Below are 13,539 nucleotides of genomic sequence, written 5' to 3'. Positions count from 1 at the left end.
ACCAATCAATCTAATGATGACAAGGAATGGAAGAAAGTCGTTGAACGTTCTGAAAATGCTCAACGTAATTTAAGACAGGTATTGAGTGCAATTTCCGAAAAAGAGCTTGAGCAAAATTCACTTGAGGAGAAATTACAGGACATCATGCTTCATGATGCTTATCATACAGGCCAAATTATTCAATTAAGGAAAATGCAGGGGGCATGGCCATCAAATCGTTGACTGAACGTTCTAGTTATTCCATTAAAGGGCGCTTTAATGGAATAAGGATCACAGAAATGATTAGACTTTTTTATAAAAGAATGATTCAATTAAATAAATTAAGAGTGTGTTTTGATCAATCTTTTTTCAAAACACGCTCTTTCTTTTTGCTCATTTATCAAGGTTATTAGTATCAATTTGACCAAACATTATTTCAAAGCTACAACTTTGCTGTCAATCAAAAAGCCAAAAAATAATGACTTAAATAAAAAACACTTACAAGTGTACTTATAATTATATTTAGGTTAGATAAGTGAAACAGTTGAAATTAAAAGGACCACACATTTTAGATATGTCTAATATGTATGGTTGTCGCTTTTAAATAAGGTCACGGTGTTTATAAAAAAGACACGATGTTTTGAATAAAGTCGCGATGTTTGCAAAAAATTTACGATGCTTTACCCCTTTGTATATAGTTATCTAAGGGGTTTTTATAGTGAAAGGAAAAGTACGTCTGAATTAAAATGTCATTATGCATAATAGAGAACTATGTAAAGATCCTAATTGTAAATTTTGTGCTTCTAATAACCAATAAATAGAAAAGTTTAAAAAAACACATTAATTATTATATTTTTGATCCACTTACATATTAATCAAAAATATAATAATGGGGAAGGAGGAGAAAGATATGGCTACTATTTGTAAAGAAATCGTAATTGAAGCAAATGCTGATCAAGTATGGGATGCAGTAAGTGATATCGGTGCTGTACATCAACGGTTTGTACCAGGGTATACTTTGGATACCCAGTTAGACGGTAATGATAGAATTCTATATTTTCCACATGGAGGAGTAGTACGTGAACGGATTGTTTCGATTGATGCCGAAACATATCGGTTCTCTTATACAGTTGTCGAAGGAAGTAATCCACCCTTAATTCATCATCATGCTTCTTTTCAAGTTTTTGCAAAGGATGAGAACGAAAGTATTCTCGTCTGGATCACTGATTTTCTACCAAATCATACAGAACCTGAAATGAGAATTCGCATTGATCGAGCATCTCAAGTAATAAAGCAGACCATTGAGAAGGAAGTAAAATAATAAACTTAGAAAAATAATATTGAGCCATCATCGCTCAATCAATCCAGATTGTGAAATATTGTACTTAAAGTAACGGGTAGAGTTAGTTGAAGAAGAATTAAGTGATTTTAGGATTGAGATCATATTTTAGTTATTCCATTAAAGGGCGCTTTAATTGAGCAAGGATCACAAAAATTATCAAACTTTTTTATAAAAGGATGATTCAATTGAATATAAAAAAAGCGTGTTTTGATCAATCTTTTTTTCAAAACACGCTCTTTTCTATGATCGTTTATCAAAGTTATTAGTATTAATTTGATTAAACTTTATTTTAAAGCAACAACAAGTCGACAGCCAATACAAATGTTGTGGTAAATGAGGTCATTTGTGGTACAAAAAAGGATAGAACATACAGAATTATTCTGTATGTCACTATCCTCTTCTTTTATTCTTATATAATGTGTAACATTATATGTCTATTCTTGTTAAAACAAAGATTAATTCAAATTTCTTGAATCTAAATAAACTTAAAAAGTTTAGGATGTTTTTTTACGTGCAAGATCATGAGAAGTATTTACATTAGAATTATCCTTCGTTCGTAATAAACTAATTCCATAGCCTAGTAAAGCTCCGATGAGTGCTGGAACGATCCATCCTAATCCAGCATCATATAAAGGTAAGTGAGAGAATAAAGAATTTATCGAATCAACTTTCAGATTTGCTGCATTCAGTCCATCAAAGATACTTACAATAAAAGTGAATAATAAACTTACTTGATATACTTCTGATCTCCCTTTAAACAATCGGTGTAGAAACGTTAATACAATTAGCATAATCGCTAAAGGATATATTGCTGTTAATACAGGTACAGATACGGTAATCAGCTGTGTTAAGCCGAGATTAGCAATGAGAGCACTGAAAGTAGCTAAAATAACAGCAAATGTTTTGTATGATATTTGTGGAAATACTTTATGGAAGTAAGATGAACATGCTGTAGTAAGTCCAACACTCGTCGTTAAACAAGCTATAGTGATCATCAATCCTAATAATAAATTTCCTAAAGAACCGAAGTAGTAATTTGCTACTTTTGATAAAACTTCCCCGCCGTTTTCTAAATGTCCTAATTTAGAAACACTAGAAGCACCCATGTATGCAAGTGAAGTGTAAACAGCAATTAATACGACAGCGGCAATGATGGCTGCTTTTATACATACACTTATAATCTCTTTTTTGTCACTTACACCTTTCTCTTTGATGGAATTAATAATGATAATACCAAATACGAAAGCTGCGAGAGTGTCCATTGTTAAATAGCCTTGCTGAAAGCCTTTGAAGAAAGAATTTGTAACAAATTCTTGTGTGGGTGCTTGAATGTCACCGATTGGCTTTATGACAGCGGTAACAACTAAAATACCGATAAATGTCAATTTAATTGGAGTTAAAAACTTCCCGACAACATCAACAATCTTTGTAGGATTTAAAGAGAGTACACAAGTAATCCCGAAAAACAGAATAGTGAAAATAATTAAAGGTAAATGACCACTATTTTCTCCTACAAATGGTTTTATACCTATTTCAAAAGATACGCTTCCTGCTCTAGGTAAAGCAAAAAGAGGACCAATTGCTAAATAAAGAATAAATGTGTATACACTCGCAAACAATGGGTGTACACGACTTGCCATTGCTTGTAAGTCGTCACTACCTGAAACACCAAGTGCTAATACACCAAGTAGTGGTACGCCAACTCCTGTAATTAAAAATCCTGCGGTTGCAATCCATACGTTACTTCCGGATGTTTGTCCTAACATAGCAGGGAAAATTAAATTACCTGCTCCGAAGAAGAGAGCAAAAAGCATAAGCCCAATCACAAAAATATGTGAAGTTTGCACTTTTTTTGTCACAAAAAAACCTCCAAATTTAAATATTTTGAATTTTTTACACAAAGATACAATACAAAGTCATTTTTTGTCGAATCATTAACGATGATAACAAAAATAAATTATTATGCAAGACAAAAATGAATTTTTCGTAAATTTATTTTGTCCGTTATTTTTATTATATAGAAAATTTAATTAATTACAATTGTTAAGCGCTTTCTTTCGGTGGTGTATCATACGATATTTTATGGATGTTATTATTTTTATATAACAAACAAAATAATAAATTAAATATTCAATAAAATCAAGAGTATATTATTCAGAAAATATAGAATAAAAGGTAAATTTTGTGATAGTATGGATAGAAATAAGTGTTTGGAGAGGTATTTTGTTACTCAAATGTCAAATTGTTAAATAGTGGGGGTTTAATTTTACATATTGTTCATGATATTTTGGATTAATTTGTATTCAATGAAATGAGAAAGGGAGAAATAGAATGAAGCATTATGTTTGTACAACGTGTGGTGTACAATATCCACTTTATAAAGAACCGCCTGTAAACTGTGTAATTTGTAATGAGGAACGTCAATATGTAAACCCTTTGGGGCAATCATGGACAACTTTAGAGAGCATACAGAAAAGTAAATCATTTAAGAATGAGATTGTAAAAGAAGTAGAAAATTTATATAGCATAACAACAAATCCAAAGTTTGCAATTGGTCAAAATGCTTATTTAGTTCAAGCTAATAAGTATAATGTGTTATGGGATTGCATTACGTATATTGATGAAGAGACTGTAGCAAGAATAAATGAGTTAGGGGGAATTCATGCGATTGCTTTATCGCATCCCCATTATTATTCTACACAGGTAGAATGGGCGGAACGCTTTGATGTTCCTATATACATTCATGAAGATGATAAAGAATGGGTGATGCGCCCAAGTAATCGTATTATATTCTGGTCTGGAGAATCTTTAAAACTTTCCGAAGGTATTACATTGTATCGTTTAGGTGGGCATTTTAATGGTGGTGCTGTTTTACATTGGGAAACTGGAGATGAAGGAAGAGGAATTTTATTAACTGGAGATATCATTCAAGTTGTTGCTGATTCAAGATGGGTAAGTTTTATGTATAGTTATCCGAATCTCATTCCATTGCCAGCAGGTAAGGTGAAAGAGATGGCTGAAAGAGTAAAAAAATTAAAGTTTAATCGTTTACATAATGCATTTCACGGAATCGTGAAGGGAAAAGCAAATGAAGCTGTCCAAAAATCAGCGAAAAGGTATATTGACGCACTTGAAGGGAAATTAATACATAAATAAAAAGACTCTTAATCTATCTTCCAAATGATAAGCTTTTTAGAGAGTGTGGATATAAATATTTAGCAGAAGTGATTATTGAAAAGAAAAAAGAAATCAAGTGTAAAAAAACAAAAGTAAAAGCGCAAAATCTTATAGATTTTGCGCTTTTACTATGTGAAAGAGAACCTTTATTTCTTTCTTTTTGGTCTCCGTACTAATTCGCCTCCACAATTTGGACAGATATGATTAGTATTCTCTGTACAAGGTAGGCAAAAAGTACATTCATACACACAAATGTATGCTTCTGAATCTCCTTGCAGAGAAGTATTACAAGTTTGACAGTTTGTTTTCATTTCTAGTGCCATGGGATGCCTCCTTACATAGTAAAATAACTTTCATAATCATATCTCTAATTAGAAGATGTCTCTCTTTTATCGATTGTAACGATAAGAACACTTACTACAATGAGTAAAGCTCCAATGAAAAATGTAGTTTTTAGCTGTTCGTGCAGTAGTAACCATCCGAGAAACGCTCCAACAATAGGTTGGAAAAAGAAAAAGAGTGAGCCGATTCCCGCATCCATTAATTCCATACCTTTGTTCCAAAGAAAAAATGCACCAGCAGTTGAAATGATGCCAAGGTATAAAATCCCTAAAACTATAAATGTGTTAAGACTTTGTATGCTGTTAGATTGCAATTCCCATATCATGCAAGGTGTAATAAACAAAATCGCAAAAAATATCGCATACGTTGTAATGATTAAGGAAGAAAAACGTTGCGAGGCGATTTTGACGTAAATAGATAATAATGCCCACGTAATAGCAGCCCCGACTAAGATGATTGTTCCGGTGAAATACGTTCCAATTTTTATATCCCATCCGATAACAATGGTAACACCTAAAGTTGCTAGGAGTACGGAAATGAACTTGCGAATGGTAATACGTTCTTTTACTATTATTCTTGCAAAAATGATCATAAAAGCTGGTGTTGCGGATGTTACTAAAGAGCCTGTATGTGCATCAGACAATTTTGTCCCAATAAACTGAAATGTAATGGAGACAAAATAACCGATAAAACCGATCCAGGCAAATAATAACCAATCTTTTTTCTCGATCGGAATTTTTGTTTTCTGTTTTTGCTGTGTTATTTGTAAAATCATAAATAAAATCGCAAAAGCAATAACGAAACGTAACCAAACAAGCGTGAGCGGGGGAACAAAGTCTAGTACATATTTACTGACAACATACATACCTCCCCAAATGCTTGCAGCAAGCGATAAACAAAATGCACCAAATAATGAATGTTTCATATCATATGACCTCCGTCTATTTTTAGGATTAGAGATAGTTATCCTTAAGACGAAGCATTTTAATCTAGAAGATTTATTATGCCCGTCTTAGAGACGGATTACTGGCTGATCATTTTCGAATAAGTTGTTGTAATACATCGCTATTCTCCTTTCTATCCTTAGTAAGTTTCTTTTACTTGATGAATTGACAAATTTAAACGATAGTTGCCGAAGATTAAAATTTCATTTAATAAATTATGTAAGTTTTCTTGGGAGTCTATTTGTACTTTAAGTAAATAACATCCTTCACCACTTATTTTATGGGCTTCTACAATGGAATCTTTATTTGTGATGAAGGAAGTGAATTTTGCGTGTTGATTTGTCTTCATGAAAACAGTAATAAAAGCAGTATACTGCACACCTAATTTTAGATGATCTACTAAAATAGTATATGCTTTTATCAATCCCTCATCCTCCATTTTTCTAATACGGTTTCCAACGGCTTGACCTGTCATATGAATGCTTTTTCCAATATCCTTCCACTGCATTCGTGAATTTTTCTTTAGTAAATCAAGTATTTGTAAATCTGTTGAATCAATCATGGTTTCAAACCCTTTCATGGTGAAATCATATGACGTTAATGTCTTTCATGAGAATGTTATCGCGAATTCAATAAAGATTTATAATAAGATTATAACTTAATTTTCAAAATATTGGAGGGCTAATAATGAAGACAGGACTTGTATTAATTGATATTCAGAATGATTATTTTCCAGGTGGAAGATTTGAATTACATGAACCATTAAAAGCAGCAGGAAATGCAAAGAAAGTGTTAGATTTCTTTAGAAAAATGAATTTACCTGTATTTCATGTGCAACATATTTCAGTAAAAGAAGGGGCTACTTTTTTTCTTCCGAATACAGATGGTGTAAAAATTCATCCTCATGTAGCACCTCTTGAAAGTGAATATGTTGTACAAAAAAATTATCCAAACAGTTTTCGGGAAACAAATTTACTAGAGTTACTTCAGCAAGAAGGGATTGAACACTTGGTGATATGCGGAATGATGACGCATATGTGTATTGATACAACGGTTAGAGCTGCCAGTGATCTAGAGTTTGGATGTACAGTAATTGAAGATGCTTGTACGACAAGGAATCTTATATTTCACAATGAAACGATTCGGGCCAAACATGTGCATGCGGCATTTATGAGTGCTTTAGATAATATGTTTGCGAAAGTAATAGAAACAGAAGAGTTTTTATTGCGTAGAATGTAATAGGAAAAAGAAGCTACTCTACGGTATGTAGAGCAGTAGCTTCTTTTTTATTTTTGTTTGAGTGAAAATAATTCTTAATATTTTTATAAAGTGTTATTCTTAACCGTAACGTTTGACTGTACAGTTTATATATTGTATGATGTTTTTAACATATGTAGGGAGGGAAGGTCGTTGGGAAGGTGTACCGAATCGGACAGTTGGCTCACATGGCTCATGTTTCGAAACGAACGATTGATTATTATACGAATCTAGGTATTTTGAAAGCGGAGCGATCTCAATCTAATTATCGCTACTATGACGAAGCAGCAATTGAAACTTTACGTTTTATTGAGAGATGTAAAGAAATGCATATACCGCTTTCTGAAATTAAGGATAGGATCGAGGAGAAAAAAAAGCTGCTCGGTGTTAATGAAAACGTTTCGGAACAAGTAAATGATGTAACAGAGCGTATCCACCGTTTGGAGACGGAATTAATAGAATTAAAACCGTTATTAGATGGGTTAACAGATTCACAGCGCGAAAAACTAACGAAACATTTATCAACTCAAACGACAGCTTTAATACAATCTCTTATCTTACTTTTATAGTAGGTAGAGCTATCCACCCTTTTAATTTCTGTATAGCGCTTTATTTTCTAAATTTAGAGAGTAAACAAAGCAATTATTCATACAGGAGGTGGACACCTTAGTTTTTGAACTAAGGGGGATTCTTTGGAAATATTTAATTTAGTTATGATTGCGATTTTAATCGCGTTTACTGGATTTTTCGTGGCAGCAGAGTTTGCTATGGTTAAGGTGCGTTCAAGCCGTATTGACCAACTTGTTGCGGAAGGAAAACGGGGTGCATTAGCAGCCAAAAAGGTAACAACAAATTTAGATGAGTATTTATCGGCGTGTCAGTTAGGAATTACCATTACAGCTCTTGCGCTCGGATCGCTTGGAGAGCCTACGGTTCATCGTTTATTACAGCCGTTATTTCAAGATCTACATTTCCCAGAAACGGTTGCGAATTCAGTATCGTACATTCTTGCGTTTGCAACAGTTACCTTTTTACATGTTGTAGTTGGTGAGCTAGCACCGAAAACAGTAGCAATTCAAAAAGCAGAGACAATTACAATGTTGTTTGCAGCACCACTTATTATATTTTACAAAATCATGTTCCCGTTTATCTGGATGTTAAATAAATCAGCGCGTCTTGTAACTGGTTTATTTGGATTAAAACCAGCATCTGAGCATGAAGTAGCACACTCGGAAGAAGAATTACGTTTAATACTTTCAGAGAGCTATGAAAACGGTGAAATTAACCAGGCGGAGTATAAGTATGTAAACAATATTTTTGAATTTGATAATCGTCTTGCGAAAGAGATTATGGTGCCGCGTACAGAAATCGTTGGTTTCTATCTTGAAGATTCAGTAGAAGATCATATGGAAATTATCCGAAGTGAAAAGTATACACGTTACCCAATCTTTGGAGAAGATAAAGATGATATTATCGGTATGGTGAATGTAAAAGATTTCTTTATTCGTTATATGAAAAATGATAAAGAAGATCTTTCATCTATCCGAACGTTTATGCGTCCTATTATTGAAGTAATGGAGACAATCCCAATTCATGATTTACTTCTGCAAATGCAGAAAAAGCGAATTCCAATGGCTGTTTTGTATGATGAATACGGCGGTACAGCGGGAATTGTGACGCTTGAAGATATATTAGAAGAAATTGTTGGTGAAATTCGTGATGAATATGATGAAGATGAGCATCCTCCGATTCATCATGTTGATGAGAACCATAAAATTGTCGACGGAAAAGTATTAATTAGTGAGATTCAAGATTTATTTGGATTACACATTGACGAAGTAGAAGTTGATACAATTGGCGGTTGGGTGATGACGCAAAATCACGAAATTCAAGAAGGACAATTTGTTACAGCAGAAGGATATGAATTTAAAGTTCTAGAAAAAGACGCGCATCAAATTAAGCGTATTGAAATTCGTAAAATAGATTTACAACAAGAAGAAGCAGCAACTGTATAGTTGCTGCTTTTTTATGTGTCTCAAAGTTTGAGAGATCAATTGATTTTTGTTTAAATAATTTAATATTCTTAATTATTCGGATGTGTGATAAAATGAAAATTACGTCTTTTGAAGTTAGAGGAGGATGGATATGAATAAACAACAAATCATTGATGCGTACGATATACTTGCCGGCCATTATGAACAAAGTGTCGATTATGACAGTCCGTATAATACAGATTATGAACGACCAGCTATGATGAATCAGTTTCCTGATAATATGAGAGGAATGAGGGTACTTGATGCTGGCTGTGCGGCAGGGTGGTATACAGAACAGTTTCTTAATCGGGGAGCAGATGTAACCGCGATTGATGTAAGTTCAGAGATGATTGCTGCTACGAAGCGAAGAGTAGGAGAGAAAGCTGAGATTTATCGATTAGACTTTGAAAATACGTTACCTTTTGCAGATTGTACATATGATAGCATTGTTAGCTCTTTAGCTCTTCACTATATTGCAGATTGGGAACGAACATTTGCTGAATTTGTGAGAATATTAAAGCCAAATGGAACATTTTTGTTCTCCGTTCATCATCCGGCAATGGATATTCACCTGTCAGAGAAAAAAGAATATTTTAAGCGTGAATTGCTTCATGATAAATGGAAGAAAAGCGGTAAATATGTTGATATGTATTTTTATCGCCGGCCACTACAAGACATTATAAATGAAACGCTTCGTCATTTTGAAATTGAAAAAATTGTAGAGCCTATTCCGACGGAAGAATTGAAAACAAATTATCCATCATCTTATGAAAAGTTAATGAAACAACCGAGTTTTTTAATTATAAAGGCAAAGAAAAAGGAATTCTAAGAATGTAAGAATCCGGAAAAAAACTATTGTCTTGTAAGCTTTCTTCAAGTTAAATCTTAGGTCATGTAGCCATAGAATAATAGTCTTACAACGAAGCATGGTATAGCGGATATTAATTGTTATATAAAGTCACAGTAATCTATTATTTGTAAGTATTTTCAGGGGGGAATTATGTATACATATATTTACATGGTTAGACATGGTGAATCACCTAAAATAGAAGAGGACGAAAGAACGCGTGGATTAACTGAGAAGGGGAGGCTTGATACGTATAGAGTAACTGAATTATTGAAAGATGAAGGAGTAGACACGTTTATTTCAAGTCCATATAGCCGAGCTGTGTTGACGATAGAGAATTTAGCTCATTTTTATGGTAAAGAAATATTAATATACGAAAACCTTAGAGAATGTATGTTTTCAAGTGAAGATAAGATAATATCAGATAAGGAATTGTATCCACTCGTAAAGAAGATGTTTTCCAATCCAGATTTTTCATTACTCGGAGGAGAATCAAATGCAGATTGTCAGAGCCGATCTGTGGCAGTATTGAAAGATATATTAAAGAATTTTAAAGGTCATAAAATTGTAATTGGTACTCATGGACTTGTCATGACTTTAATGATGGGATATTTTGATAGTCAATATGGATTTGAATTTTTAATGCAGACATCAAAACCGGATGTATACAAGATGGAATTTAATGACGAACAATTAATTGATATAAAGAGATTGTGGACAGAATGATTTTGAATATTACTCGAGGAAGGCTGAAACTTTATATAACAGCAATATCATGTTGTCAGGTGTGTTAGTTCAACACCACAACACAACTGCAGCAGTCCTTGCAATACATGTGAATGGCGGGTTAACACAAATACACCTGTGCCAGAGATGATGCATGCTTTTTATGCCTTTTGAGAGATTTTATGATTTCAAGAACTGATTATTAGATTGAATCCTAAATCTAGGATTCTTTTTCTTTGTTATTTTTGAAGTTTTTGAACTAAAATAGAAAGAAAATTAATAAAATTCATCGCTTTCTTACGACTCTGTATGTTATTATGACAACAGACTTTTAGGAAGAGGTGGATACATATGTTACAAGCGTTACTTATTTTCTTACTGCAAATTATTTATGTGCCAATTTTGACAATCCGTACAATTCTGCTTGTAAAGAATCAAACAAAGTCCGCTGCTGGTGTTGGGTTGTTAGAAGGAGTCATCTATATTGTTAGTTTAGGAATTGTATTTCAAGACTTATCAAATATGATGAATATTGTAGCTTATGTCATCGGGTTTAGTGCTGGGTTGTTGCTCGGTGGTTATATTGAAAATAAATTAGCTATTGGATATATTACGTATAATGTTAGTTTACTAGAGCGTTGCGAAGAACTTGTGACCGCACTAAGACATGCAGGATTTGGTGTGACAGTCTTCATCGGAGAAGGAATGAATTCTGAGCGCTATCGTTTAGATATTGTAGCAAAGCGTTCGCGTGAAAAAGAGTTGGTAGAGATTATTAACGAAATCGCACCGAAAGCATTTATGGCTTCATACGAAATTCGCTCTTTCAAAGGTGGATATTTAACAAAAGCGATGAAAAAACGTGCGTTAATGAAGAAAAAAGATGATCAGGCATCATAAGAGAAAAGGCGAGGTTGAGGATAGCTTCGCCTTTTTTATATACTATTTTTTTTGCTAGTTCATCATTAGTAGTTTAAGGCTTTGTTTCGATGATTTGTTTTTGGTTTGACTTTTGGATATATAAAATTCATCCAAAGAACGATAAATAAATTATCTGTTTGGAATCGCCATAAACCCTCGTTATTGCTCAAAAAAACCTAAGCTTTAGAAAATTGAGGTTCTAACTTCCAGAAAATATATTAGTGCGCAATATAGGCGTTTTGCCGACAGGTTCCCTAAGATAATTAATTGTTATACATATATTGAAAGAGTAAGTTAGATGTACACAGCTTTTTATGAAAAATATAAAACAAGTGAATTATAATCTCTCAAACCTTATTAAATAATATATAATTGTAAACAGAACACTCACCATTGTTTTGACAGCAAAACAGTCAAATAAGAAGGAGTGGCAAGCTTGAAAAGGAAAAAGATTTTGTATTGGTTTCTATCTATTGTATTGGTGACTTTTCTAGGGCATACGGTGTATGCTGCAGAACAACAAGAAACACTTAAAGTTCAAGAATCAAACGCTCTAAAGGGACAATTCCATCTTGATAATGTAGTGAAAATTTATGTGCCATCCACCTATAATGTAGATCAACCTATTGATAATACTCCCTATGTTAATAAGTCTCTAGAGACATTCTCTAAAATGTTTGGAGGAGCTACCGCTATTGAAGGAACAGGGGCCTGGGTAGGAGATAACAATCAGCTCATTAAAGAAAAAGTCACCATCGTGTATAGTTTTGCCGAAAACTTAAATAAGAAGACGATTAATGAAGTGGTAGCATATGCGAAATCCCTAAAAGAAGAGATGAAGCAATCATCAGTGTCTCTTGAAGTAAACGGGAAGATGTATTTCATTGAATAATGGTTAGAAAAAGGCTTGGAGATCTTATGTCTCCAAGCCTCTTTGTTATTTAAGAATCATAGCGCAGGCTACATAATCAGTGATATTCATGGTAAACAAAGAGGCTAATCCCTTATTCATTAAAAATTAAGCCTTTTCTCTTTTGAAAGCTTTATACAAGAATGTATACATATTTGGTTTAGTAAGTATGATTTCTCTGAATTGTCCTTATTTCTCGTATAAAAATCGCATAGCTGCTATTTAGTCTAATGCTTTATTTTCGTGCAATCATTATCTATTCATGACATATAATGGTGAATCTAAATCTTTATTTCATGAGCTAAGAAATGAAGATGTATAACACTTGGAATGAAGGATTTTTACCAAAATTAGTTTAACATACTTCCAAAAGAATTCCCCTTCCTCAAGGAATGAGAAGGGTGAAGCCCAATGAGTAGGGAGGGGATGAATTTTGGTTGGTGTAAGCCAAAGGAATGAAAAAGGAATTTCCTCAAATGAGACAGAAATTATAGAAAGAATACTTTTGATCTCAAAGTTATTGTTTGCTGACTGTAGGCGGTGCACCATTAGAAATTCTAAAGCAATACCGAAACACAAGGACAAAACGAATGGGAGGTGATGACAATGTTGTTGAATCAAAAATATGAAATCTTTCCAACAGAAGCGCAAAAAGAAGTGCTAAACCGTTGGCTACAATATTGTCGTCAAACCTACAATTCTGCCTTGTTAGACAAAGAACGGAAATATAAGCAAAATAAAGAAAATTACAATCGTTATGATATGCAAAAACAACTTACATTGGACAAGAATACGTATCCTTTTCTAAAAAAAATGCCTTCTCAGCCGCTACAAGAAGTTTTTGCGCGTCTGAAAAAAGCGTTTGATCATTTCTTTCGTAAAGATGCAAAGTATCCAAAACAGAAAAAGTATAAAGACTACACGAGTATGACATTTCCGCAATTTGGGTTCAAACGAAATGGAAAGCATCGTTATGCCATGTCTTTTTCTGATAACGGTAAATTATACAATACAAAGCTGGGAGAAATAGATATCACCCTTCACAGACCACTCGAAGGAAC

Annotated in this window: 14 protein-coding genes and 2 pseudogenes; 12 read left to right on the top strand and 4 right to left on the bottom strand. The window is 33.4% G+C overall.

The window, feature by feature from the left end:
• Positions 1–222, top strand: a pseudogene (locus CN326_RS22635) (DinB family protein); the annotation flags it as partial.
• A 667-nt stretch (positions 223–889) separates the two neighbouring features.
• Positions 890–1,300: an SRPBCC family protein gene (locus CN326_RS22630; protein ID WP_098311215.1), complete on the top strand. Its 411-nt coding sequence runs from the start codon at positions 890–892 to the stop codon at positions 1,298–1,300.
• Positions 1,301–1,815: 515 nt separating this feature from the next.
• Here the strand turns inward: CN326_RS22630 and brnQ are convergent.
• Positions 1,816–3,180 carry a branched-chain amino acid transport system II carrier protein gene (gene brnQ, locus CN326_RS22625; RefSeq protein WP_098311214.1) on the bottom strand — a complete coding sequence of 455 codons (1,365 nt, stop codon included), beginning with the start codon at positions 3,178–3,180 and terminating at the stop codon, positions 1,816–1,818.
• A gap of 472 nt (positions 3,181–3,652) precedes the next feature.
• On the opposite strand from brnQ, the gene CN326_RS22620 reads away from it, so the two are divergent.
• On the top strand, positions 3,653–4,477 hold the full coding sequence (locus CN326_RS22620) for an MBL fold metallo-hydrolase (RefSeq protein ID WP_098311213.1): 825 nt from the start codon (positions 3,653–3,655) through the stop codon (positions 4,475–4,477).
• 167 nt (positions 4,478–4,644) lie between these two features.
• Here CN326_RS22620 and CN326_RS22615 read toward each other — a convergent pair whose 3' ends face one another.
• The 3 genes from CN326_RS22615 to CN326_RS22605 form a co-directional block, all read right to left on the bottom strand.
• Complete coding sequence (locus CN326_RS22615; RefSeq protein ID WP_098311212.1) at positions 4,645–4,821, bottom strand: DUF1272 domain-containing protein; 177 nt, start codon at positions 4,819–4,821, stop codon at positions 4,645–4,647.
• A 44-nt stretch (positions 4,822–4,865) separates the two neighbouring features.
• Positions 4,866–5,765, bottom strand: a complete 900-nt coding sequence (locus CN326_RS22610; RefSeq protein WP_098311211.1) for a DMT family transporter — start codon at positions 5,763–5,765, stop codon at positions 4,866–4,868.
• A gap of 158 nt (positions 5,766–5,923) precedes the next feature.
• Positions 5,924–6,364 carry an Lrp/AsnC family transcriptional regulator gene (locus CN326_RS22605; RefSeq protein ID WP_253629850.1) on the bottom strand — a complete coding sequence of 147 codons (441 nt, stop codon included), beginning with the start codon at positions 6,362–6,364 and terminating at the stop codon, positions 5,924–5,926.
• Positions 6,365–6,471: 107 nt separating this feature from the next.
• Between CN326_RS22605 and CN326_RS22600 the strand changes: the two genes are divergently transcribed.
• The 9 genes and pseudogenes from CN326_RS22600 to CN326_RS22565 all read left to right on the top strand — a co-directional run.
• Positions 6,472–7,023, top strand: coding sequence for a cysteine hydrolase family protein (locus tag CN326_RS22600; protein ID WP_098311209.1), 552 nt, complete (start codon positions 6,472–6,474; stop codon positions 7,021–7,023).
• Positions 7,024–7,202: 179 nt separating this feature from the next.
• The gene (locus CN326_RS22595) at positions 7,203–7,610 is read left to right on the top strand and encodes a MerR family transcriptional regulator (RefSeq protein WP_098311208.1); all 408 of its coding nucleotides are present in this window, start codon (positions 7,203–7,205) and stop codon (positions 7,608–7,610) included.
• 123 nt (positions 7,611–7,733) lie between these two features.
• Positions 7,734–9,056, top strand: coding sequence for a hemolysin family protein (locus tag CN326_RS22590; protein WP_098311207.1), 1,323 nt, complete (start codon positions 7,734–7,736; stop codon positions 9,054–9,056).
• Positions 9,057–9,186: 130 nt separating this feature from the next.
• Positions 9,187–9,903 (top strand): class I SAM-dependent methyltransferase, encoded by a 717-nt coding sequence (locus CN326_RS22585; RefSeq protein WP_098311206.1) that lies wholly within the window; start codon positions 9,187–9,189, stop codon positions 9,901–9,903.
• Positions 9,904–10,074: 171 nt separating this feature from the next.
• Positions 10,075–10,647, top strand: coding sequence for a histidine phosphatase family protein (locus CN326_RS22580; protein ID WP_098311205.1), 573 nt, complete (start codon positions 10,075–10,077; stop codon positions 10,645–10,647).
• Between the two features lie 351 nt (positions 10,648–10,998).
• A complete protein-coding gene (locus tag CN326_RS22575) occupies positions 10,999–11,547 on the top strand; it encodes a DUF2179 domain-containing protein (RefSeq protein WP_098311204.1) in 549 nt (182 codons plus the stop codon).
• A gap of 457 nt (positions 11,548–12,004) precedes the next feature.
• Positions 12,005–12,460, top strand: a complete 456-nt coding sequence (locus CN326_RS22570; RefSeq protein WP_098311203.1) for a DUF3574 domain-containing protein — start codon at positions 12,005–12,007, stop codon at positions 12,458–12,460.
• A gap of 473 nt (positions 12,461–12,933) precedes the next feature.
• Positions 12,934–13,107: pseudogene (locus CN326_RS25630) on the top strand (transposase); the annotation flags it as partial.
• A partial coding sequence (locus tag CN326_RS22565) for an RNA-guided endonuclease InsQ/TnpB family protein (protein ID WP_141525109.1) occupies positions 13,079–13,539 on the top strand: 461 nt, incomplete at its 3' end. The pseudogene CN326_RS25630 and the gene CN326_RS22565, both read left to right, overlap by 29 nt.

This window comes from Bacillus sp. AFS018417 (genome assembly GCF_002560985.1).
GTDB lineage: Bacteria > Bacillota > Bacilli > Bacillales > Bacillaceae_G > Bacillus_A > Bacillus_A rhizoplanae.
The sequence above is the reverse complement of the archived record's forward strand: the minus strand, read 5'-3'. Positions and strand labels throughout refer to the sequence as shown.